This is a genomic window from Microcoleus sp. Pol17C6 (genome assembly GCF_036701145.1).
GTDB lineage: Bacteria > Cyanobacteriota > Cyanobacteriia > Cyanobacteriales > Microcoleaceae > Microcoleus.
Genome location: NZ_JAUBQH010000026.1, coordinates 1 through 22,689, shown reverse-complemented (window position 1 = coordinate 22,689; position 22,689 = coordinate 1). Strand labels below are relative to the sequence as shown.

The 22,689-nt window shown below is 45.7% G+C and carries 25 protein-coding genes and 8 tRNA genes; 6 read left to right on the top strand and 27 right to left on the bottom strand.

All coding sequences use genetic code 11. The annotated features are described in order from the left end of the window. Nucleotides 1-166: 166 nt before the first annotated feature. Nucleotides 167-1,090 carry a hypothetical protein gene (locus tag QUA25_RS14815; RefSeq protein WP_333039054.1) on the bottom strand — a complete coding sequence of 308 codons (924 nt, stop codon included), beginning with the start codon at nucleotides 1,088-1,090 and terminating at the stop codon, nucleotides 167-169. Between the two features lie 1,376 nt (nucleotides 1,091-2,466). Between QUA25_RS14815 and QUA25_RS14810 the strand changes: the two genes are divergently transcribed. Continuing rightward, nucleotides 2,467-4,335 carry a tetratricopeptide repeat protein gene (locus QUA25_RS14810; protein ID WP_333039051.1) on the top strand — a complete coding sequence of 623 codons (1,869 nt, stop codon included), beginning with the start codon at nucleotides 2,467-2,469 and terminating at the stop codon, nucleotides 4,333-4,335. Nucleotides 4,336-4,531: 196 nt separating this feature from the next. On the opposite strand, the gene QUA25_RS14805 is transcribed toward QUA25_RS14810, so the two are convergent. After that, nucleotides 4,532-5,167 carry a L,D-transpeptidase gene (locus tag QUA25_RS14805; RefSeq protein WP_333039050.1) on the bottom strand — a complete coding sequence of 212 codons (636 nt, stop codon included), beginning with the start codon at nucleotides 5,165-5,167 and terminating at the stop codon, nucleotides 4,532-4,534. Nucleotides 5,168-5,483: 316 nt separating this feature from the next. Between QUA25_RS14805 and QUA25_RS14800 the strand changes: the two genes are divergently transcribed. The 3 genes from QUA25_RS14800 to QUA25_RS14790 all read left to right on the top strand — a co-directional run bounded on the left by QUA25_RS14800 (nucleotide 5,484) and on the right by QUA25_RS14790 (nucleotide 8,044). Then, on the top strand, nucleotides 5,484-5,657 hold the full coding sequence (locus QUA25_RS14800; protein ID WP_333039049.1) for a hypothetical protein: 174 nt from the start codon (nucleotides 5,484-5,486) through the stop codon (nucleotides 5,655-5,657). A 183-nt stretch (nucleotides 5,658-5,840) separates the two neighbouring features. Next, nucleotides 5,841-6,341: an autotransporter gene (locus QUA25_RS14795; RefSeq protein WP_333039046.1), complete on the top strand. Its 501-nt coding sequence runs from the start codon at nucleotides 5,841-5,843 to the stop codon at nucleotides 6,339-6,341. A 356-nt stretch (nucleotides 6,342-6,697) separates the two neighbouring features. After that, a complete protein-coding gene (locus QUA25_RS14790) occupies nucleotides 6,698-8,044 on the top strand; it encodes a sorbosone dehydrogenase family protein (RefSeq protein ID WP_333039043.1) in 1,347 nt (448 codons plus the stop codon). Between the two features lie 210 nt (nucleotides 8,045-8,254). On the opposite strand, the gene QUA25_RS14785 is transcribed toward QUA25_RS14790, so the two are convergent. The 4 genes from QUA25_RS14785 to QUA25_RS14770 form a co-directional block, all read right to left on the bottom strand. Then, complete coding sequence (locus QUA25_RS14785) at nucleotides 8,255-8,821, bottom strand: DUF924 family protein (protein WP_333039039.1); 567 nt, start codon at nucleotides 8,819-8,821, stop codon at nucleotides 8,255-8,257. 143 nt (nucleotides 8,822-8,964) lie between these two features. After that, complete coding sequence (locus tag QUA25_RS14780) at nucleotides 8,965-9,321, bottom strand: peptidoglycan-binding domain-containing protein (protein WP_333039035.1); 357 nt, start codon at nucleotides 9,319-9,321, stop codon at nucleotides 8,965-8,967. Nucleotides 9,322-9,450: 129 nt separating this feature from the next. After that, nucleotides 9,451-10,089, bottom strand: coding sequence for a ThiF family adenylyltransferase (locus QUA25_RS14775; protein WP_333039034.1), 639 nt, complete (start codon nucleotides 10,087-10,089; stop codon nucleotides 9,451-9,453). 12 nt (nucleotides 10,090-10,101) lie between these two features. Further along, nucleotides 10,102-10,929, bottom strand: coding sequence for a hypothetical protein (locus QUA25_RS14770; protein ID WP_333039033.1), 828 nt, complete (start codon nucleotides 10,927-10,929; stop codon nucleotides 10,102-10,104). Between the two features lie 153 nt (nucleotides 10,930-11,082). Between QUA25_RS14770 and QUA25_RS14765 the strand changes: the two genes are divergently transcribed. Then, entirely contained in the window at nucleotides 11,083-11,475 is a 393-nt protein-coding gene (locus tag QUA25_RS14765) for a DUF4189 domain-containing protein (protein ID WP_333039031.1), read from the top strand. Between the two features lie 143 nt (nucleotides 11,476-11,618). Here QUA25_RS14765 and QUA25_RS14760 read toward each other — a convergent pair whose 3' ends face one another. After that, nucleotides 11,619-11,960, bottom strand: coding sequence for a hypothetical protein (locus tag QUA25_RS14760; RefSeq protein ID WP_333039029.1), 342 nt, complete (start codon nucleotides 11,958-11,960; stop codon nucleotides 11,619-11,621). Nucleotides 11,961-12,373: 413 nt separating this feature from the next. Between QUA25_RS14760 and QUA25_RS14755 the strand changes: the two genes are divergently transcribed. Next, complete coding sequence (locus QUA25_RS14755) at nucleotides 12,374-12,628, top strand: DUF433 domain-containing protein (protein ID WP_333039025.1); 255 nt, start codon at nucleotides 12,374-12,376, stop codon at nucleotides 12,626-12,628. 304 nt (nucleotides 12,629-12,932) lie between these two features. Here QUA25_RS14755 and QUA25_RS14750 read toward each other — a convergent pair whose 3' ends face one another. From QUA25_RS14750 to QUA25_RS14655, 20 genes are all read right to left on the bottom strand, one after another. Continuing rightward, the gene (locus QUA25_RS14750; protein ID WP_333039022.1) at nucleotides 12,933-13,391 is read right to left on the bottom strand and encodes a DIP1984 family protein; all 459 of its coding nucleotides are present in this window, start codon (nucleotides 13,389-13,391) and stop codon (nucleotides 12,933-12,935) included. Between the two features lie 73 nt (nucleotides 13,392-13,464). Next, a complete protein-coding gene (locus tag QUA25_RS14745) occupies nucleotides 13,465-14,904 on the bottom strand; it encodes a hypothetical protein (protein WP_333039021.1) in 1,440 nt (479 codons plus the stop codon). A 210-nt stretch (nucleotides 14,905-15,114) separates the two neighbouring features. Further along, on the bottom strand, nucleotides 15,115-15,528 hold the full coding sequence (locus QUA25_RS14740) for a hypothetical protein (protein WP_333039017.1): 414 nt from the start codon (nucleotides 15,526-15,528) through the stop codon (nucleotides 15,115-15,117). 871 nt (nucleotides 15,529-16,399) lie between these two features. Continuing rightward, nucleotides 16,400-16,600 carry a hypothetical protein gene (locus QUA25_RS14735; RefSeq protein ID WP_333039015.1) on the bottom strand — a complete coding sequence of 67 codons (201 nt, stop codon included), beginning with the start codon at nucleotides 16,598-16,600 and terminating at the stop codon, nucleotides 16,400-16,402. Between the two features lie 123 nt (nucleotides 16,601-16,723). After that, entirely contained in the window at nucleotides 16,724-16,924 is a 201-nt protein-coding gene (locus QUA25_RS14730) for a radical SAM protein (RefSeq protein WP_333039013.1), read from the bottom strand. Between the two features lie 304 nt (nucleotides 16,925-17,228). Further along, the gene (locus tag QUA25_RS14725; RefSeq protein WP_333039012.1) at nucleotides 17,229-18,191 is read right to left on the bottom strand and encodes a GNAT family N-acetyltransferase; all 963 of its coding nucleotides are present in this window, start codon (nucleotides 18,189-18,191) and stop codon (nucleotides 17,229-17,231) included. Between the two features lie 6 nt (nucleotides 18,192-18,197). Continuing rightward, a complete protein-coding gene (locus tag QUA25_RS14720) occupies nucleotides 18,198-18,374 on the bottom strand; it encodes a hypothetical protein (RefSeq protein WP_333039011.1) in 177 nt (58 codons plus the stop codon). A gap of 52 nt (nucleotides 18,375-18,426) precedes the next feature. After that, a tRNA-Lys gene (locus QUA25_RS14715) sits at nucleotides 18,427-18,500 on the bottom strand. 178 nt (nucleotides 18,501-18,678) lie between these two features. After that, entirely contained in the window at nucleotides 18,679-18,885 is a 207-nt protein-coding gene (locus QUA25_RS14710; protein ID WP_333039010.1) for a DUF6887 family protein, read from the bottom strand. Then, nucleotides 18,885-19,061, bottom strand: a complete 177-nt coding sequence (locus QUA25_RS14705) for a DUF6888 family protein (RefSeq protein ID WP_333033723.1) — start codon at nucleotides 19,059-19,061, stop codon at nucleotides 18,885-18,887. Before QUA25_RS14705 ends, QUA25_RS14710 begins: the two co-directional genes overlap by 1 nt. A 136-nt stretch (nucleotides 19,062-19,197) precedes the next feature. Continuing rightward, complete coding sequence (locus tag QUA25_RS14700; protein WP_333039009.1) at nucleotides 19,198-19,326, bottom strand: ATP-grasp domain-containing protein; 129 nt, start codon at nucleotides 19,324-19,326, stop codon at nucleotides 19,198-19,200. 30 nt (nucleotides 19,327-19,356) lie between these two features. Beyond that, nucleotides 19,357-20,586 carry an elongation factor Tu gene (gene tuf / locus QUA25_RS14695; RefSeq protein ID WP_333039007.1) on the bottom strand — a complete coding sequence of 410 codons (1,230 nt, stop codon included), beginning with the start codon at nucleotides 20,584-20,586 and terminating at the stop codon, nucleotides 19,357-19,359. A gap of 102 nt (nucleotides 20,587-20,688) precedes the next feature. Further along, nucleotides 20,689-20,773: transfer RNA gene (locus tag QUA25_RS14690), tRNA-Ser, on the bottom strand. 56 nt (nucleotides 20,774-20,829) lie between these two features. Then, nucleotides 20,830-20,901 (bottom strand) — tRNA-Lys (locus QUA25_RS14685). A gap of 101 nt (nucleotides 20,902-21,002) precedes the next feature. Next, on the bottom strand, nucleotides 21,003-21,575 hold the full coding sequence (locus QUA25_RS14680) for a dihydrofolate reductase family protein (RefSeq protein ID WP_333039004.1): 573 nt from the start codon (nucleotides 21,573-21,575) through the stop codon (nucleotides 21,003-21,005). A 457-nt stretch (nucleotides 21,576-22,032) separates the two neighbouring features. Next, nucleotides 22,033-22,115, bottom strand: a tRNA-Ser gene (locus QUA25_RS14675). Nucleotides 22,116-22,119: 4 nt separating this feature from the next. Further along, nucleotides 22,120-22,194 (bottom strand) — tRNA-His (locus QUA25_RS14670). A 6-nt stretch (nucleotides 22,195-22,200) separates the two neighbouring features. Beyond that, nucleotides 22,201-22,273: transfer RNA gene (locus QUA25_RS14665), tRNA-Ala, on the bottom strand. Between the two features lie 61 nt (nucleotides 22,274-22,334). Further along, nucleotides 22,335-22,411: transfer RNA gene (locus QUA25_RS14660), tRNA-Ala, on the bottom strand. 6 nt (nucleotides 22,412-22,417) lie between these two features. Further along, a tRNA-Arg gene (locus QUA25_RS14655) sits at nucleotides 22,418-22,491 on the bottom strand. Between the last annotated feature and the right edge of the window lie 198 nt (nucleotides 22,492-22,689).

Below are 22,689 nucleotides of genomic sequence, written 5' to 3'. Positions count from 1 at the left end.
CCCCCACGGGGAAGTTTAACTCAACTTCCGAAGCGATTACAGAATTTCATCGACTAGAACACCACGGATGTAACCGTTCAAGGGGTTTAAACTAAGACTTGAGAAAATAGCAGAGTCCGATTAAGGTAAGCGAGTTAGGTAATTCCTAAGCAAATCAGGTTAGAGGTTACTTCTGTGGACTTGGAATCTTGCTCAGAAATAATTCCTTAGTCCGAGAATCGCGATCGTACATATGTATAACAGGAACAAGTCGATTATCAACCATCACTTTGCCATCTTCAATCTCCCAACATCTCTCATGATCTCCACACAGTGTGAGGACGGCACCACTCTTCAAATTATGTCTCACTGTTTGGTTACTGGGAAATTCATAGTTAATCACCTTATTGAACATTGCTTGATCTAGAGGCTTACGACGATGGCGTTGAGCCTCCACCACCATTAATTCAATTAATTGCATCATGAGATGGTTTCCTCCTAATACTGTGCCTGCACAGAGTATAGGTTTTCCCAACAGTTTTTCAAGAGTTTTTTTTCCATAAACACCACTCACCCATTCACTATCTACATTTTCTGGAGTGGGCGCTCCAAAATAAATACCTGCTTCTTCAAAAACGTGAAGCTTACTAGAGTCTAAGTCATCGAAGGGAGAAGCTTGGAAAACAACATCACGCACATCTGAAGTCATAACCATTCGATAACTGGAGTTAACCTTAAGGAATGTATGGTAAGTAATCCACCGACCTGCTAGTGGATGAATCCAATTGGCAACCGTACTCCTATAATCCTCCTCTAAGTAGGTACGGTTAGACCCTGAACTTAGTCGAATTAAAGCTTGCAGTCCCACCATCTTTGCGTGATAGATGAGATTTAGGATCTTTGAGCTAGTAACCCACTTCCACACATTTTCAATTGGTATAAGGGTGATATTTTTTTCTAGAGCTACCTTTGCAAACTCATCTCCTAAAGCATTAATAAACACAACAATATCAACTTTATCTGGATCACAATGCTGACGAGTGGATACAACGAATCTGTAGAAATCATCGAATTTGCAGTTGGTTGCATAACCCATTATTAAGTCTTTCATTGTTTGTTACCTCAAAATCAGTAGATGTAAACAGTAAAGATACTAACAGAGTCTTAATTGAGTTTTGGTGTAGCCGTCTAAGCGTTGACCGAAAACGGCTTCTGTACTCATAAAAAAGTCCGCAGAGCCACAACTAATTGTGTCGCAGATATTGGGTGGCAGATGTGCAATAAATGATCCCACCTACCATACTACAAATACCTCATCTATGTCAACCTGTTGTTATTGCCAGTCGTCATCTTTTTTGGTCGCTCGAATTCGGCGCAGCATCAAACTCAAAAAATTGAGCGATTGCACTTAAAAATGTTACCTGCATTACATACTAAAATACGTTATAGCTCTCCAAAAAAATCTCAAACCGACCGTCATAGCAAAATGAGAATATTTATTAAGAAAAGGTGTGGGCGATCATCGTTATTTAGCAAAAACTTCCGGTGCAAAGGATAGCGACGTTCTGCCACGACAAATCACATCGCGTTATAATGGTAAGAATTACCATACCGCCTGAATCTCCTTAACATCTCGCAGGGATAATTGTATAACAATGTACATAACAGATTCGCCCAACGCAAACAAAAGTGCTGCTGACGATTTACGCTCTACCAAGTGAAGGCTCGAATCTCCCAGGCTTGCCTGACGAATATCACCTTGGCAATCACAAAATTTTTGAGATAGTTGATTTCTCCCTAATTATCCAGCCGATCGCGTATTCTCTGTCAGCGATATAAATCTCTACTACGACTCCAATCCTCCCAATTGGTACAAAAGACCCGATTGGTATTTAGTTGTCCATGTTTTGAGAGTTTGCCGAGACAGAGACTTGGGCGAAAATTACGTCATTTGTTACAAAGCAGTAAGTCGTTTAATCGCCATTTAAGTTCTGTTACTAGGTAGGGAAGATGAAGATTTGAGCCTGACAGAATCGGAACCAAATCAACCGCCGACCAAGTTGCCTATTTACGAGAGAATTTTGAAAATTCGTTATTAATTTAGTTTTAGCGAATACAACAACCAATTGAAAGTAGTTCGCTTAGTGGGCAACCTTTACCGCGAACAAGTGTTAACACGTTCTCGATTATGGATACTGGAAATAAAGTTGAGTTTGGGTTTGTGGTAAGGTTCTTTCTTGCAACATCAGAGGTTGTAACTGGTATGATGTTAATGGGAATTGAGTTCTGACTCCAGAAGAATTTGCAAGACAGCGATCTCAATTGGAAAGGCAGTGAGCCGAATCTGAAAGTCAGCGGGCAAATCCATTAGCCGATCGACTCCGAGCAATGGGCATTAATCCAGATGAGCTGTAAAATTAAGTAGCAGCATGAAATGGTGCAAGCTGCAAGCGCTGTCCATAAAAATTTATTAACTAAAAATAACTTATGCCTGAATCTACCTCATTGCGCGATCGCTACCTAGCCCTAATCGACAAAATTGTCGAAATCACCCTCAAAGGTCAAATTCGCTCCAAAGAACAAGTTTATCAAATGCTGGTGCAAGACATTAGTACGGGTACTGGCGAAATCTTTGAACGCTGTTTCGGCGAACGCCTTGATGCCGCCGAAAATCAAGTCAGAAATGAAAAAGACGAAATCAAACAAGCAAAGGCAAATCGCACCCTCCGAGCTCTCAAAACCATCCAAGGAGAATGGGAACGCTGGCAGAAAGATAACCGCGTCGATCGCGCAATTGCATCCTCAATCCAACAAATCGTTACGGCAGAATCTAACGCCCGTCTCCTGGCATTATTGCAAGTAATCGATCCGAATAAAGAACATCCGCTGACTCTGGCTCAATTGCAGCAATTGGCAAAATCCCTGCACCAACAAATGCTGCAAACTGCCAATCCTGAAACCGAACAAGATTTGCAGCAAATCACTGCCGGCATCGCTAAAGGTTTAGAATCTTGGCAGCGGTTGGAACCGGAACTCGTGGGCTGGATTTATCAGCCGCAGCAGCTAGGATTTGCCGGTAGTCCCGAACAAAATGGACCTTGGGCTTTTTGGGCAAAAAAAGTTAACAGTCCCTTTCCCCAGGCTCTTTTGAATACTATTGCGCTCGGTGAATCTGTAGTTCAATTCGCAGCCCAGCAATCGAGTTTAGATTTAGGCATATTGGTGGAAGCGGCGATTATTTTGCAGTGCTTGCAGCGGGCGTTGGCGACATGGTTTGACAAGCAAGTTTATGATTCCAAAGTGTCAACAAAAGCTTCAATTTCTACTTACATTACTTTTGCGGTAATTTGGAGTCAGCTAGCTAGTGGGTTTAATAATTCTACCAAGAGTGGCGAGCAGTTGGCAAATGCTTGTTTTCAAGTAACTTTGCAAATTTTGCGTGCTTTTTCTCAGCGTGAATATTTTCCGCTTTACGGGGGAATTTTTGCTTCGTTTGATGGTAAAGCCCTGCGGCATACTTTGGATTATTTAGACGAACCGCTGCGGCGAGTTGAAGGCACTCAAGCCAAAGCTCGGATTCTAACGCTTTTGGGTTATTCGATGCAGGCGGCTGGGGCCTACGAGCGATCGCTCTTGCTGCACAAGCAAGCGCTGGAAATTGCCCGTACCGAAGGAGACAAAGCTTGCGAAGTTGCCAATCTCAATCACATCAGCCGCAACTATGTTGCTCAAAAAAATTATCAGGAAGCAATTAATTACAGCCAGCGGGCTTTAATTATGGCACGACAAGCGGGAGAGCGACAAGGCGAGGCAAATGCTCTGGCTAATTTGGGTTACAGTGAAGTGTTTCAAGCGCGGCAGTTGGAGGAGGTGGAACTGGAGGTTTACGAGAGTGCGATCGGTTATTTGGAACAAGGTTTGTTGCTATCGGAGAAATTGGGCGATCGCCAAAGTCAAGCTTTTTGTTCCAGCAGTCTCGGTATCGCTAAAATCGCCCTAGAAAATGCTGAAGCTGCGATCGAATATTTGCTCAAAGGTTGGCAAGCGGCTCAATTCTCAGGGGATTTATATTTGCAAGGTCTGAATTTGGCTTACTTGGCTCAAGCTTATTACAGAATCAACTCACTAGAAAAAGCGATATTTGCAGGCAGTTTGGGGATGTATACTTTGGAGCAAATTGGCGCGATGGAGTGGCGTCAATCGGCTGGTTTGTTGACAATTTTGCGGGGTCAAATGGGGGCGGAATCTTTTAAACAATCTTTGGCTAAAAGTCGAGCGAATATCATTCCGGCGATCGGTGTTGACGGCTACGATTACATCCCGGAGTTGCTGGAAAAATATCAGCAATCTATTTAACTCTTTGTGGAACAGGCCGGAAAGCCTGTTGCTGAGAGGGGTGCCAAATGTAAGTTTTAACTCAGCCAATAGCTGCATTATCAATAAGTCTTTCATGGGCGGGCTCTCCTGCCCACCCCCCAACCAAATTTAAGGTCTTTGTGGAACAGGCATCTTGCCTGTTCATGTGTTTTTATGCACCCCAACCTCGAAATAATTAATGCTCAACTATCACCGGTGTGCCAACTGCGACTTTCTCAAATAAAGCCTGTGCGTCTTTATCAAACATTCTGACGCAGCCGTGAGAAGCCGCCCCCCCGATCGACTCTGGATTCGGAGTACCGTGAAAACCAATCACATTCTTGCCATCCGTCCAAAACCCCATCCACCTACTCCCTAATGGATTGTCTGGCCCAGCAGGAATAAGTTCTCCTGTCCAAGGATTTTGCCAAACAGGATCTTTGATCATTTGCATAACTTTAAAATTGCCTGTAGGAGTTTCCCACCCGCCTTTTCCTACAGCAACCGGGAAACTGGTTTGCACCTTATTTTGTCGGTAAACATAGACGCGGCGTTCTCGCAATTTCAGCACTAAACGCACTTCCTCAATAGGATTTACCGCAGGCTTTGGTTCCTGGGGAATATAACGAAATGGTTCTCCCAGGGGCGGCAGTTCTGGGGTTCCGAGATTCGGCAATTTTGTCTCGGGTGTGGGCCGCTGCGCCGCGATCGCACTATTACTTGAATTAGCCACCAGTTCGGCAGTCGCCTGCTGCTGTAGGCCCACCGACAGCGCCGCTGCACTCAAACTCAGTACAATTAACTTGTCAAACAAAAATTTGCTCTTCACCATTGTTTTGTTCGCTAAACTCCTCACCAGCAGTTCCTACAAAGTTCCTATCTAATTATCCGCCAACCGCACCCGATCAGAAAAATTTTGAGATGGCTTTTTGACTGCCACTGCGCTGCACAGTTTTTAGTTGAAATTCCACCACTGATAACTTGTAACTCAACACAAAGCTTAGGCAATAATAGTACGAAAAAAACAAGGTTTTTATAACCGGCTCCGTGGACTTACGCAAGAGAATGTCGTGATAAAACCCGGTTTATGCGTAAATATTGCCAGAAAATGATTAAATTATACCTCCGACTAATTTGATTTTTTAGCCATGACCGACTGGGGATCGAGTATTCAAACTAGGGCGCTGCTGTATCCGGCAAGCACAATCTGTCTTTGGGTAGAGTTGGCCCCAGCAACAGTTAGGTTGGCGGAAAAAAACTGCTACGGTCGATCGAATAAACTCAATATATCACGGCAACACTCTAGAGATGCGAACCGCTGAACTTGTTGTAAATCGGGAACTTATGATGTAAAATTTAGTCTTTCAATACTTGTTCGATAATCTTTTTTTGAGATTGTCATAAATTTCCTACTCTGGGGATTAAACTGGATTAGGTATAGAGGTTGGGACTTTCGTGCAGCGGAAGCAAACCCGACCCTGAATAGCAGTTAATGTGAGGTTTCAATGCGTCTTCAGAACATCAAATTATTGACAGGTGCAACACTGTCGGTGGTAATTTCGGCGGTCTCAGTACATCCTGCGATGGCTAACCCTGCAACTCAAATAGCCCAAACGCAAACCACCACAACAGCAAACGCTAGAACCATTGTCGGTTTTGTCAAAAGTATTGTCGGCGATGTAGTAACTATTCGCGAAGAAAGCGCGCCGTACAGGACTCTCAGGGTTCAAAGATGCGTCCTGAGAATTATTGGCCTCGTACCGGGAATGAAAGTCAGAGCCACAGTCGCTGGATCTCAGATACAAAATATCGCGGTGATCCCCGATTATAAAGTGGTAGCCACAACAGTTGCTCGTCCCGCAACCCCAGCACCGGCACCGCGTCCGGCTCCAGAACCGCCACCGCGTCCGGCTCCTCGTCCGGCTCCGGCTCCGGCTCCGGTTCCGGCTCCCCGTCCGATTCCAGCTCCGGCTCCCCGTCCGGCTCCTGTGAGAGGACTTTGGTAGAGCTAGGTTATACCTTTTTAGATTTTCGATTTTCGATTAGAGAATTGCGAATGACCAAAAGCAATGTGGTCACAAGCCCCGTGATTCATTTGCGGAGCGAGAAAAAAGCTCGACTCCGGATCGCAAGCCCTCGGAGTTATCAGTGGGGTCGCTTTCTTCAATCTAAAATCTAAAATCTAAAACCTAAAATCGATTGACTGATCGAGCTCAAACTTTGGAGCACTGGCCTACACTTGCATTATTTTTTGCAACTGGTATCAGTAAATGGAATTAAGCCACCGCGCCGCCGGTGGCTTAGCTATTTAATAGCAGCTAGAATAATAGAATTGTCCAGCAATTGTGGAGAAATCGCTGCTATGTATTACCTGCGTTTCTTGCTGCTAATTCTGCTGTTGCCGATGATTGCGTGCGATCGAGCTACAGATGCGATCGCCCCTGCTGTGGGCGACAACGGCCCCGTGTCCCAAATTCCCTCTCGTGCACCGCTGACAAATGTTGGGACAAATCAAATTGTACCGACCAAACCGCTTTCGCCGCAGCCAATCCGTATTGTTGCAACTACTTTGCCGCAGCCAGGAGCCAGCGATAGCGCCTCAAAACCTCCTCAAGTAGTACCGATTCCCGCATCGCCAGTGCTGCAAGTCCCTCGTGGCTTTGTAGTTAACGTTTTTGCTGACAATTTAGACGCTCCGCGATGGCTGGCTTTGACGCCGACAGGCGATGTTTTGGTAACAGAAACCCGGCAGAATCGGATTACGCTGTTGCGGGATGCCAACGGCGACGGGGTTGCTGAGGTTCGCAAAACTTTTGCAAGTGCCCAAAACGGGTTAAATATTCCCTTTGGTATGGCTTTTGCCGATCGCTATTTTTTCCTCGGAAATACCGCTGAAGTCCGCCGATTTCCCTACACAAAAGGGCAGGAACAATTGAGCGGTACTGGTCAAAAAATTGCCGATTTACCGGGCGGTGGCTACAACCAACACTGGACGCGAAATGTTGTCGTTTCCCCCGACAAGAGCAAGCTTTTCGTATCAGTTGGATCGCAGTCTAATGCCGATGTCGAACCGCTGCCGAGGGCATCTGTTCAAGTGATGAATTTGGACGGTCAGAACAAGCAAATTTTCGCTTCCGGTTTGCGAAATCCGGTGGGATTGGATTTTCACCCAAAAACCAATCAACTCTACACAACAGTCAACGAACGCGATGGTTTGGGAGATGATTTGGTGCCGGATTACTTGACAAGGATTCGTCAAGGCGAGTTTTATGGCTGGCCTTACACTTATTTTAAGCCGAATTTGCTCGACCCGCGCCACGCCAGAAATGGCAATAGCGATCGACCTGATTTAGCGGCTAAAACATTAATGCCGGACGTGCTGTTTCAGGCGCACTCTGCCGCTTTGGGGCTTCAGTTTTACGACGGCAAAACGTTTCCCAAAAGATTTCTCAACGGGGCATTTGTGGCGTTTCGCGGCAGTTGGAATCGGAACGCTGGAACTGGTTATAAAATCGTGTTTGTACCTTTTAATGCCGCGAACGGACGCCCTCAAGGTTATTATGAGGATTTTCTGACGGGTTTTCTGACAGATCCGTCGGGCCCGAAAACTTGGGGAAGGCCGGTTGGTTTGCTGGTTTTACCTGACGGGAGTTTGCTATTTACCGAGGAAGCGAATAACCGGATTTATCGAGTGCAGTATCGCGGCTGAGGATTGGGCGATAGATAAATTCTTAACCCCCGTATACTTTTTGTTGAATCAAGAATTTATCTTCTTTTCTAATTTCACTATTCAATTTGAGATACGCTGGGTTGGGGCGGGTTTTGTACAGAGATTGTCTGCTGTTGATTCTGATTGCGCCCTCAAACCGCCTCTACAACCTCGAATATATCAGAACGATCGAGATTTTGCGATCGCGCTTTAAAATCCAGAACCGGGTTGTCTCAGAAACTCGGCTTCTTCGGGGGTTGTTTCGCGTCCGAGAATTTCATTGCGGTGGGGAAATCTCCCAAAACGCTCGATTATTTCCAAATGCTGCATCGCGTATTCAATGAATGAATCGCTGTCAGGTTCGCCGCTGAGTTGGCTAAATAGTTCGACAGATTTTTGCTGGTTTTCTAAGTTTTCGCTGTGTTGAAAAGGCAGATAAACAAATAATTTTTGTACAGTCAGCAATTCGCGATCGAAGTTATGATTAACAGCGTATTCGGCGGTGGCTAAAGCTTGGCTGTCTGTGGCGAATGCTTGGGGCGTTCCCCGAAACATATTACGCGGAAATTGATCGAGCAGTAGAATTAATGCTAGGCAGTTGTCGGGGCAATCTTGCCATGAGTCGAGTTGACCGGAGGCGGCGAGTTCGTATTGCGGGAGAAATCGAGATCGCACTTCTGCATCAAAATCCGCATTTTTTTCAAACCATTTCTTTTGGACTTTGCTAAACTCTGGATAGTGCGATCGACCAAACCAAAAATCTAAAACTTCATTCATTAGCAATCTAGTATGCGATTGATTGTTGATTAAAGCTTCTGTGTCTGTAGTTGCACAAAACGTGCTATCTGTGCAACTACCAACCACAGCGATTAATGATTAGCAATAATGACTTAGGAACCTTTGTTGTGCAGTGCTTAAAGTTAGGAACTAGCAAACAGTCTGTCCCAAGTTTTGCCTCCCACCACTCCGTCTACAGGAATATCCGCTTGTCGCTGAAATCTTTTCACTGCATTTTCGGTTGTCGGACCGAAAACGCCATCAATTACGATCGGGTGTGGGGACAAGCCCCGCGCGTTCAACAACTTTTGCAGTTTCTTCACATCGTGCCCTTTCGAGCCGCATTTTAAAATCCTTTTATGGTGTCTTACTGCTGGTCGATGGCAATCATCAGTGTAGCAAACTGCGGAGCTCGCTGCATAGTTTGCTCTACTTGTTCCCGTCAAAACTAATAGGGCGAGAACTGCTAGTAAATAATAAAAAGTCTGCGATCCGGCCATACTTTCCCTGTTAATTTTTCAAGCGTTTTTTGTAATTTGGACGATTGTTTGAGGGTGAGAAACCGGGTTTATAGGATGGGGGCATCCAATCTTGATTGACCGGGTTTCTGGCAACAGTCAACCGACATTCTACAATATAAGTGGCTTTACTGCAAAATCTCCGATCGTGCAAGTTAAATTTTGTTGCTCTTTGGTAGCAGCAAAGGTAACAATAACTTCGCAGGCAACAGCAACTGTCAGGATTACCAAGTTTCGCGCCAGCGGGTAATCGCAAACGTCATCATTCGCCGCTGAAGGAACCCGATAGTGTTGGTTCCAAATTATTTCAGAGTAATCGGCAGCTAATCCGACGTGCACGCATGGAAGGGAGGCACTCGCACAGTAATCCTTGACTGCTTGCCGCCCGACACTGTTATCAAAAGTATCGATGACAGCGGCGCTGTTGGCAAGCAGCCGATCGGCATTTGCGGGCGTCAATTCTTTTGAGTGCGCGTCAATGCTGACTCCCAAAGCGCGGTAGAGGTTGTTGGCGAGAATTTTTGCTTTGAATGCGCCGATGTCCGATCGATAATAGGGTTGAGTGGAAAGGTTGCGTTCCTCAATGCGATCGTGATCGATGACTTTTAACTGACAAAAGCCCGATCGCGCCAGACTTTCTGTAATATTCGCACCCAAAGCGCCCGCGCCACACACCGTTACCGGGAAATTTTTGATCAGCGACATCACTGCCGGACTTCTGTAAAGTTGTTCGTGAAAAAATATACTCATGGTAATCAAGAATTAGCGATTTTCGACGACTCCAACCAATGAATGCAAGTCGAAGTCTTTGTCCAATCCGCTGAGACAAATCCCCGCACTCATAACTGTCAAGTCATTTTTGGCGATCGCAGAAGTGTGGTGTTCTCCCGTTCCGCTAGTCCATTCAACCAGCCAATAATTGTCGCGATCGAAAAAATCTCGCAATTCACCGCCACCCATTTTCAACGCCCCCTGCAAGCGCTTTTCTGCCCGCACTTTCGGATCGAAACCTTTAATATTTCGGGACACCAACTCATAAACTGTTCGCATTTCCGGTGTCATCCCTTTAAAGCGAACTTCTTGAGGCAAAATCAACTTTTTCAAAGCTGCTTTCAATTCCTCAGACGGCTGCGGATCGGCGCGTCTGTCAATCTCTTCAAACCACAAACAATGACCATCCCAGCGCGCAACAATCGGCTCAAACTGCGAACCTTCAGTTACTAAATGCACGGGTACGGGTTTAGCAACACCCGTGCGCTGTTTAGCATCAGATTCGTTAACAGGATAAGCCAGCCAAGTTTGCCCTTGCAGCACGCAAGCCAACTGCAAGCGAACGGGTACGAGCAGTTGCAAATACTCGGCTACTTGCGGCAAACTAGGTTCCTCAATCACCGCAGCAATTTTCTCATTGACTGGCCCAAAAATAGCCCATCCTTCAAAGTTGCGTGGCTGCGGTTGAAAAGTATAAATCATTGAGCTAACTCTTATCCGCACGCTTCCCCCGCGCACGCAGGGCGCAAGAAATTGGGTATCAAGTAGGTGCGCTTCTTGGGCAGCGAGTTGGCTGAGGATTTTGCGGATATCTGCCACTGAATTTACCTCCGTCATCTTAGTTTTTGTTACCGAAGACACTTTTTGTTTAAGAGAATATAAAGATTTCTCAACACTATTGACAGGAATTAATATCCTAATCTAATATTGAGCGAACCTCGCAAGTTAACCTTGTAGATATCTTAAGTAAATATGCTGCAAAAGCTTTTTTCTAAGTGGGTTGTAGTCACAGCTTTGACACTTCCTCTTTTTGGCTCAGTCCAGGTAGCTAAAGCTCAGGACAGCTATGGAGCTACTGCTTATTCTCCGACTTCTGACGCCACTGGTATTAGTTGGGATCATGCTACAGAGAAAGAAGCACTAAACGCAGCAGTAGCGGTGTGCAATGAACAAAGCGGAGGTGCGAACGACTGCGAACCCCTGACATCTAATAGTAATAATTGTGGAGCGATCGCAGTAGGCAAAGGAGGAGCAGGTGCGGGCTGGGGCGACGATCAAGCCGCAGCAGAAGCTCAAGCTCTCGCCGGTTGCAGCGAACTAGAGGGCGGCAGTTGTAAAGTGCAGCTTTCAGCTTGCAACAACTAATTAAACGGATAAAAATCGGTGGAACAGGTGTATATGTTTGCTGCTAAAACAGCTTAAAAAATAGTAAATGTATGGTGTGCAATGCACACCATACCAAATACAACTCAGCTAAAATTAGGGTACGCAATGCACACCCTACGCAGTTAATCTCCTACTTCGGAAGTAACTGCATCGGGTGGCAGCAAACTTTCTAATCTATCTTTAGACCAATATTCAGTAGGGTAAGCGAGTGCAATAATATCAGAGAGTCGAATCAGCCACGTAACTTGTCCGTAAGCATCAATATGTTCCGCCTGTTCGTTAGGGGGAACTATCACCAAAAGTTCCACAAACTCCCCGAACAAATTAATCGGGATGCCGCCGAAACTGCTATTATTAGTTTTAATCCAAACTTTGCTGCCTCGATCGAGAGCTTCTTGGAGTCGCTGGCAGAGCAAACTGGATTTTTTGACCTGGGATTTTTTGGCTTTCGACTTTTTTCCCATAGTTTTAAGAAGTTAAAGTAGTTGTATTGTGGATTGCACAGCGGGTTGCACAGTTCGTTGAACAGTGGGTTGAGATCTAGTGCGCTCGCCGTTTGGTATTGAAACGGACTGAAGCAAAAAGGGCGATCGCCCCGTCGCTACCCCATCACTCTAGTCTATAAGAAAGCGCTGTACTGCGATCGTAATAACAATTTAATCGCAAAATGGGGAAATGACACCAGCTCAAAAAAAATACCACTGTCGCCAAACTCCAAACCCTGGTTGGCATCAGTGATTCCCAATCTAAAATCTAAAATCTAAAATGGTATTACCTGCCGTATCATGTTACACAATCAGTCAACGAGATCCGTGTTTCTACTGTGCCCAAATGCAGTATAATTGGCTGAATATTCCCAAATCGTTTAAGTAAAACAATGGACTGGCGAAAGCTCATTCATCCCAACCCGAAAGCTTCAACAAGTCAACCAGCAGCGCCAGAAACTCGATTGTCTGTAGAATTTTTGCTAGGGCTCTTTGCTGCGGGATGGACTCAACAGCAGGTGTTAGAAAAATATCCCGCACTGACTTCGGAAAAGTTACGCGCTGCTTTGGCTGGTGCGGATTCCCAGTTAGTGTCATCCATCGCTAATCCAGAATTACAAGAAATTATCGCTCAAACTAGAGAATAATTTAAAATAGGGAAAACGCTTTCGGTTGAAGATGAAAAAAATCGAAATTTTAACAGTCTCACAGCCTTCAGGAATTCCCCATACCTTTTGCAAGTGAGCAATAAACCCCTACCCCACCCTCACCAATATCAATAGACCAGCACGCGGTAGTAAGTTTAACAATGCCCTGTACGTTTGTAACAATGCAAGGCTTGATTTGTGATACGGGGTTTGAACCCGCTTGGTTATGGCCCCTCATCCGTACCATCCAACTTAACCCTGTTGGGGGTTGTGCTCGCTTCTATTGCATTGGCTACCAACTTGCTCAATCTATAAGTTCAGTATTCCAGTTTGCTTGCTGTATTTTAGTATCTAACTCCCGATACTGCCTAGACATTCGATCGATTTGCGTTTGCAGTTCACCAACGTCGATCGTACTGAAAAATTTGACTTCAGATCGAGTATAGCGGTCTTGCCTCAAAGCGCTTGCGTCAACTAAAGAATTGTAAATGCCGCGCTTAAGCGCGAGAGCATCTCTCTGGGCTAAAGCATCCGATAAAGTTACTCCATCTTCCAGAGTTGTCAGCGAATTAGTCTTGTTAATTTTCTTAATTAAGTCTTCCAGTTCTTGCATCCCTGCATCTAATTCCCTAATCAGTGCTTGGGGATTTTCGGGAGGTTCTTCTCCTTCCTGTACTTTAGCACTTCTTGTCAATCGGGCTCGCAGTTGTTCCATTCTTTTTTGACAGTCAGCTCTTAAAATTAAAGCTTCAGCTAGTTTCATAGTGTGTTGTCCTTCAGCTCCGTGCCAATTTTAGCTATATAATAAGTAAGGTGCGGAGTACGCACCCTACAATTTACTTATCATCCCTCACAGGCAGCGACGTATCCAGAATTTCCATCAATAATTCCAGCCGCGAAGGACGGCTCAACATCGGCACTAAATTCGGTAAGGAGTAATAATCACCCGCAAACGTAAAGGTTTCCACCGATACTTGTTTGTCCTTCAATTGCTTCTGGACATATTCGCACCAAGCGCCAACTCGCACAATCACAACATCAGGAATTACCCCCAAACTGCGGCAGTAATTCTGATAAGCATCTGCAAAATAAGGTGCAGCGTTTTCGCCTTCATCTGTTACGATAATGAATTGTTCGACAACCTGCTTTTTAATTCGCATTGCTTCCACCGCGCAACCGCAACTTGTGCCGCCGCCAGCGCGAAGGTGCTTGAAAGCACCTTCCCAGTCTGTCAATTCGCTGCCGTTTGCTTGCACTGGATACGGTATCGTGTCAAAGGCATAAACGAACAGTGCAGCCTCGGAAATGCCCGAAATCAAAGCAGCGAGACGCTTCCCGACTTCGATCGCACTTTCCATCGAACCAGACTTGTCAATCAACAAACCGGTTGCTTTCGCAATCTTGCCGCGCTTCTTCACCTGTTCGTTTGTCACCGCTTCCAGCTTCGCCGCCGTTGCTGCGTCGAAGTTCGCGCCCGCGCCCGCAACACTCGCTTTGTAAGCAGAAACCCGATCGCACTTTGCCGCTTCATCCAGCTTCGAGTCAATCAACTGCTTGACTTCCGCGTGATCCATCGCCCCGCGCGACTGAATCGATTTCAAATTGTTGATGACTTCCTGCGGCGACATCGAGTTAATCAGCGCGGCCAAAACCGTTGGCGTTAGCTGCTTGATCGCACCAACTGCGATCGTATACGGAATCTTGTACTCAACAATCAAATTCGCCTGTTCCCCAGGTGTCGTCGCCTTGGCCAACTGCTTCAAAACGAATGCCAGAGAGTCTTCTGGGGGATTGTCTTTGAAGAGAATAGCATTAGCGCGATCGCTCGGCTTGACGTGCAGCGTTGCGTACAAATGCTTCATCGCCTTGCGGTTGCGGAGGGCGGCGCGATCGAAAAACTGCGGATTCTTTTCCCGCGACTTCAGATAGCGAGTGACAGCAGTGCGCGCGCTGCGGGGCATCTTATTCTGGTGCCGCTTCATAAAGTCCACAATGCGCGAAACCTCGTAGGGAGGGAACTCTTGCAGCATCATAAAACCGGCATCTCGGTGTTCCGTCAGCGCCGAAGTCAGCAAATTTCCGGCAAAAACTTCCTTGTGATCGCGCACGTCGCCGTTACGTTGATACCACACTGCTAAATGACCGTAAAAAATGGGGTCTAATTCGATAATTAACTTGTGAATTTCTGCTACTTTTTCTAATACACGGTGAGGAGTGGTGAGCAGACTGTTGAGCATTTCCAAACGCAAATCGCGTTCTGCTGTATTCATATTCATTGGTGTTACCTTCCTATTCGATTTTGGATGTTGGATTTGAGAAGTATTCAAAATCGGTGGTTGGCAGTTGTTGCACGCTAGCGAGTGAAATTTAAAAATCACCGCGCAAGTTTGGGGAGCTTTTTTTAGTAAACCTATGGCTAAACCTAATAGGGTCTGTATGTAAGCTCTCGCGATTGGGGCGCGGCAAAAACTGCGATTTGAAATTAACTATTTCAGGGAAACTGTTTCTAATTCGATCGCTCTCAAATCTGGTTCAACCCAGTTATTTCGAGCTTCCCAAGACATCAGCCGATCGCGCGTGTAGTAGCGAAAGGGTAAAGTGCGATCGGCATATTTTGCAATCAAACCGTTAGCCAGATGTACGATCGACCGATTCCGGCTTTCATCGGCGAGATATCGGTGAATAGTTCGCACCCAAAACAGCGTTAGCGTTTCGTGATACCCGCTGTTTTTTGTGGTTTCAATTCCTTGAACCGAGTTGTAACGTTTAATGCCATTGCGAATCGCATTGATTGCTTCTTGCTCGGAGTCATAAAACAGATACCAAAGGGCAACGGTTAAATGTGCCTCGTGCGTCCATTGACTTCGCGACAGGTTGCATTCTTGGAAGGCATGAATCACACTGTCTATCTCTTTGGGCGTAAGGATTCAGGTCTAAAAACTTGCGGCTCCAACGCTTGTCTGGCAAGGGTTGTAGGGCAAAATAAGGGTTTTTGCCTTTCGTGGTTGATTGTCAATAAAGGACGAAAAACTGTCATTTTTTGTCTTTTATTGAGAATAGAGATTTATTTAGCATCAAGCTCCAGATCTAAAGTCTTTGCCCAGCAAGGAGTTCAGTGACCTGAATCCTTACCTTTGGGCGATAGGTAAATTATAGTTTTTTTGGTCATGATTTAAGGCTCCTCACACACCACTTTTATATCTAACTTTTTATAAAGATGAGATGTTCCGCACAAGTTTGCGAAGCGTTTTGACTGTCCGATGGCTCTACCCCTGAGCTACAGCCCCTTAAACGGGGCTGGCAGGATTTGAACCTGCGACAAATCGATTAGAATGTGTGTATTCGCTTCACTCATTAGGGTGCGGAACAAAATTTTTCTAATCTCTAAACTAGAAAATTTTGACTTTTGATTATTCTAAATTGCTCAATTATTTTTGCCTTTTATAGCATTAAAAGTCACTTCGCGCAAGTTAAGAAAGCCGTTGGCACATACGCAGGAGTTGAACCCGCGACCTTTTCTGTTAAAGAGAAATGCTCTACCAATGAGCTAGTATGTAAGCTTCCTTTGTTGGGGCGCGAAGTGGAACTTTTAAGCGCCTGAAAAATATAAAAAATTCAGCTATAAAAGGCAGCGCACAAGTCAGAGAAGCTTTTTTTCAGCCTAGGGGCCGGTAGGAATTGAACCTACAATTGGATTTTAACTTGAACGTTTCCAGTTTGTAAGCTTCTTTAGTTGGGGTGCGCTGTCTAATACGTGCTTTAAGTTAATTTCTAGCCGTAAACAGCTTCTGGGCGGACAATTAAATCACCGCTGGGACGGCGATCGAGCACGTAAGACTCGAAGCGCTCGCCCTTGACATCAAAATGCTTTGCCAGACGTTCCTTAATAGCCTTGTCGCTCATTCCTGCCGCGATACCCAGTTGGTTTTCCGCCAAGTCATAGGAACGTCCTTCAAAACGAATGTGAACCATTACCGATACCTCCTAGAGCAATTTTGGATTTGGAATTGGTAGCTTATCTGCTCTTGACTTTGGCTTTTTGTGAGACTTAGCAAATTGCCAGTAGCGGTAAAGATTCACGAAATCTGATAACCTTTACTGAAAGAAGCGCCGTTCTAGGTGATAAGCTTGTTTGATTTTGCGGATTTCCTCAGCCTTTTTGGTTGCTTGAACTCTGGCCGAACTTGTCTGTTCTGAATCCGCATGAAATTCATTGAAATTAGACTGATTTCCTACAGCATCTGACTCTGGTCGAGTCAGTTTGTAACCGAACAGTCTCGTATAAAGTAACAACATGACCATCGAGTCTGTATTGCAAGACTTCCAACTTGATGTTCCTTGAAATTTTGAGCAATATTCAGTTGTCAAGGTTCAGAATTTGCACGGAAAATACAAGTTTTTGCTTGTCCTGCGCTTTCCATATTTTTATACTACATAAATACTACACAGGTGTCAAGGGGGTAGCAAAAGTTTTTTAGATAAAACTTACACGAGGGGCGAGAAACCGGGTTTTTTCACGAAAATACTTCGTTGCAACCCGCAGATTCAGTAAAAAACCCGGTTTCTTGGGTGCGAGCGCGATCGCGAACTGTAACATCGATCAAACGTCCTTAACATAAGAAATGCTATCGCGAATATTGTGGAAGCCAGCAGACTCGTAAAGATGCAATGCACCTGATGAATTTTCAGCATCCACGCCGAGAATAGCAGTAGCGACACCGGCAGCTTTGAGCCGATGCAAACCAGCGAGCAACATCGCTCGTCCCAATCCGATTTTGCGGAAGCCGCGCCTAGTGCCGAGACAAGCAATCCAGCCTTCATTGCGCCCGGTACGATCGCACTTTTCCACACTAATCTCGCAGTAACAAAAACTGACAAATGTGCCATCATCAGCAACAGCAATCAAGTCTAAATCATTTCTGTAATCGGGTTTAGCTAACTGGTGCTTAAATTTATCTACCGTTAAATCGTGATGATTCCAGTGATCGATAAACGACTGGTTGAACATTTCTACCCAAGCTGCCGCATCCTGTTCGCCGGGGAACTGAATGAGGGCAAAACCTTGTGGGAATTGCGGTTCTGGGATCGGTTCAGAAAGCGATCGCGCCATTCGGTAAAAATAGCGATCGACCTTAAAACCGCAACTTGTCAGCACAGAAATGCGATCGCAATCCTCAGCGCGCGCGTAGGTTCGCAGCTTCACGCGCGCGCCCCGCATCGCAGACACCTCGCGCATCCGCACTTCACCCCAGGCGATCGCGGCTGCTTCCACATCACCACCGCGCGCGTCGGGGTGAACGCGAAACCACAGCCAACCATCAATTACTTCCCCAGGTTCAGAAATCCACAACCGAGCGAAACCGATTAATTTTCCCTCCACATCTTCCCAAAGGCGAATATCGCGGGCTTTGTCTAGGGACGGTTGGTTAAATTCTTGTTGCAATTCCGAGATGGAAGTACCTTCGTCGAGCAGATCGACTTCTTCGCAAGTATTGATTAAATGGGCGATCGCATCTAAATCGCGATCGCCCGCATAGCAGCGCGCCGAGAGACTTGCCATCATAGCTAATCACCATTCCCTGTTCTTATTCAGTTTAAAAATAGCTTGGGCGATCGCACTTTTATCGATCGACTGATCCGATCGGTCGATCGGCATTAAAAATCCGACAACGCTAACACTCACAGTAATCCAACCGCTACCGCCATTGGCTGCTATCGTGAGCGCAAAATGGGCGAAAAACGACATACTAGAGACAGTTTAAAGCCTCAAAGCCTTGTGAGTAGTATGTTATTTGGGATGGGAGTAGAAGGACTTGAACCTTCGACCTTGAGATTAAGAGTCACCTGCTCTAACCAACTGAGCTATACTCCCGCATCTAAGCTAGTATAACACAACCGTTCTGAAAACTCAACTATTTTTGTAAAAATTTGTGGCGATCGCCCAGGGTCAATATTTAACGCAAGTGCGATCGCGCAATTACAAGCTCAAGCAACTTAAGTAGCGGCTTTCGTTTATTCGCTGCAATGCGGTGTTATGGCGCTGTACTGCGCTACTTCTGATGCTGTGCCATTTGCTGGCGAATTGCTGTTTGAATTTTGACATCAAAGTCTGGATCGTCAACTGTTGTAATGACTCTCGGCGATCGTTCCCGACGTTTTGCTAGATAAGCTTGAAAAGCAGCTCGATCGTCTCGGTGGTCAAGAAAGTACCGCCTTAACTCTGGGTAAGACATTGCACTGTAGTTAATTTGACTCATTACAGCACCTCCCCATTCGGTGTAATTTCCAACTCTATTTCCTCGTTATTTCCTGCCAATATGAATAAATTTTGAGTGCGATCGTCAATGCAAATGAGGTGAATGGGCTGAAACATTAAATACGTCAACTGGTAGCCAATTCGATACAAACCCCTCAATTGTGCGTTGGTAGGCATTTAACCGCTGTTAGTTGAATCATATTTTTTCAGTATACAATTTATTCTACCGAGCGCCAAGGCTCAACATTATAAAATAACGAGTCTTTCCCATCCTACCTTATCTGCGCCAGAGTTGTGCAAAACCTGTGGCCGACTATCCAATCAAATCTGATACTTGGCCATCTCCAATCTCGACAATTCGCTTGACTCCATCTTGGCGATCTACTGCATCCACACAGAAAAACTTGCTGTGAATTAATGAGTAAGGTGGACTTTTGTCCACCCTACTGATTCTAATTGGTTCCGAAAGCGTCTACTTGAGAATGTGGGAGACGACACCGGCGCCGACAGTGCGATTACCTTCGCGGATGGCAAAACGCATATTTTGTTCGATCGCGATCGGCTGCAACAACTTCACAGTCATATTAACGCGATCGCCCGGAACTACCATGTTGATCTCGCCCCCGTCATCAGCCGTAAAAGATGCGATCGTACCTGTAACATCCGTTGTCCGCACGTAGAATTGAGGCCGATATCCCGCAAAGAAAGGAGTTCGGCGGCCGCCTTCTTTTTCCGACAGCACGTAAACCTCAGAATCGAATTCAGTGTGAGGTTTAATTGAACCGGGTTTAGCAAGCACCATCCCCCGCTCAATTTCGTCTTTTTGGATGCCGCGAAGCAACAAACCGACATTATCTCCAGCCATTCCTTCATCCAGAAGTTGCTGGAACATTTCAACGCCGATAACAGTTATCGTGCGAGTGTTTTGGATTCCCACCAATTCCACAGTATCGCCGACTTTGATTTTACCCCGCTCGATTTTGCCAGTTGCGACAGTTCCCCGACCTTTGATCGAGAACACATCTTCAACAGCCATCAGAAAAGGTTTGTCAATATCGCGATCGGGCGTAGAAATCCAGTCATCTACCGCATCCATCAAATCGTAAATGCCATCGACCCACTCATCCTCGCCGCGCTGAATTTTCGGATTAGCAGTCATCTTTTCCAGCGCTTTCAGTGCCGAACCTGCGACAATTGGGATATCATCGCCGGGGAAACCGTAAGAACTGAGGAGTTCGCGAATTTCTAACTCGACCAACTCCAAAATTTCCGCATCCTCCACCATATCTTTCTTATTCAAAAAGACAACCAACTTCGGCACTCCCACTTGCCGCGCTAACAAGATATGTTCGCGAGTTTGAGGCATCGAACCATCTGCAGCCGACACGACGAGGATTGCACCATCCATTTGAGCGGCACCCACGATCATGTTTTTCACGTAATCAGCGTGACCCGGACAATCAACGTGAGCGTAATGGCGATCGCCTGTTTCATACTCAACGTGAGCCGTATTAATCGTGATTCCCCGCTGTTTTTCTTCCGGTGCAGCATCGATTTCATCGTATTTTTTAGCCTTGGCCCGACCCTGTGCAGCCAGCGTCATTGTAATCGCCGCTGTTAGGGTTGTTTTGCCGTGGTCAACGTGACCGATCGTACCGACATTGACGTGGGGTTTGTTCCGTTCAAATTTGGTGCGTGACATTACATTTGATTCTCCTCTAAAAGTTGTTTTTGGTTTCTAATCATGAGTTTTGAGTCCTTAGCCTGTTATTAATGACTAAGGACTGATGACTAATGATTAAAAAGGAAAGTGGAGGAGTCGAACCTCTACAGCTTTCGCTGCACCCTGGTATTCCAAACCAGTTGCCGTCCACACAGCCGCACTTTCCAAGTTTTGGAATTTTTAACCGCAGATAAACGCTGATTAAGGCAGATAGATTGAAAGTGGGTGGTATAGGAGTTGAACCTATCTGGTACCGGTTAAAAGCCGGGTGCATAACCGCTTTGCTAACCACCCTTAAAAATTCAGCGTTTGTGTAATTCCTAAAAAATTATTGTGTAGTAAACACTTCAGTCCTTTTTTGCCCCCAGCAATTGCAACGCCTAAAGTCCCGATTGCTAATGCTTCACTCGATAATGAAGTAACATGAAACCGTTGCTATAGATTTTGCGATCGGCAAGTTCCAAATTTGTCGGATCGAGTGCACGGGAAAAAAGAGGAATTCCCGCTCCGATTACTACCGGATTCAACTTCACAATCATCTCGTCAATCTCAGAAAAAAGAGTTGCTGCTAAAGCGCCACCACCGCAGAGCCAGATGTCTTTACCCGTTTCTTTTTTCAATTCCTTAACCAATGCGACAGGATTGTCCGAAACAAGTTCAATATTCTCATCATGACTGGCTTCCATAGTGCGCGAAAAAACATACTGCTTCAAGCTGGGATAAGGATTAGTTACACCAACATTTAGCCCTACCTCATAGGTTTTCCGTCCCATCAAAACGGCATCAAACTGCTTGTTCTCTGCACGAATGCCTCGTGCTTGCTGAAAGTGAGCGGGAAAAGTTTCAGGAAAGGAATCGAATAAATCAGCGAAATGCTCTCCTTCCATAGGAAAACAATCAAATGAGCCATCTTCGCGAGCAATAAATCCGTCAACGGTGCAAGCAACGTAATATTTTAGTTTTCTCATATTTAACCTTTCTTTTGATAAACTGACAAGACTACAAATGGAGAGGACGGGACTCGAACCCGCATCGATCGGCAGCAACTTTCAGGAAACGCGCTTCCTTACTGCCCGCAAGCAGATGAGAACTGCCCCCATCTCGGACTGTTAATTCCTTTCAGTGCCTCCGCAACCCGCTGCCAGTTTGCGTTTTCAGGGAACGTCGCGAAGCAACTTTTTACCCTACTCAACAAACCCGATCGTCCTTTTGGGAGCCGCTTTTCCAAAGTTTTTACGGTGCCATTCCAGTTAGGCGACCTCCCCGCAATTTTTCTCAGTCTATGATAGCAAATCTCGTAAAAAATTGACCATGATTCTCCCTTATTTATATATAAAATCATAAGCAATCCACCGAGGAGGTACTGCCCCTCCTATCCCCGCGTTATCAGCACGGTGTCTCGCTTTTCGACTTCCGGTGGTTAAAAGGAAGATGAAGGAATCGAACCCTTACAGTTACCTGTACCCCAGTTTTCAAGACTGGTTGCCAACCATTTAGCGGCATCTTCCAAGGGGTGTCTGACGGGGCTTGAACCCGCTAATAACTAGCTTCACGGGCTAGCGTCTCGACCGCTTCGACTTCAGACACCGGAAGTGGAGTCAAGGAGAATCGAACTCCTGGCCTCTTGCGTGCAAAGCAAGCGCTCTACCAATTGAGCTATGACCCCGCGTAAAAGATTCACCTGTGGAGTAAATCTAAAATCTAAAATCTAAAATCTAAAATTTGTGTGGTGGATTGCGATCGGATTTGAACCGATATCTTTCTAACAGCCAGTTAGATGCTTTACCAATTAAGCTACGAACCCAGACAGCAGGAGCGGTAGGACTTGAACCCACAACTTTCGAGGTAGAAGCTCGATACTCTATCCAGTTGAGTTACGCTCCCATGTTTTTTGTTAATGCGCGATTCCCTACGGGATAGCGGCGCTTCACGCACTTTGACGTGCAAGTTATCAGAGCATTGCGTTTTCTCAGTTACTAGAGGGACTCCGCCGATGAGTTACTACCGCTCTTTCATCACTCTGGATAAAATAAAACAACGGCATACCAACTTTATCCAGAGTCTAATGTTGTATATCCACGA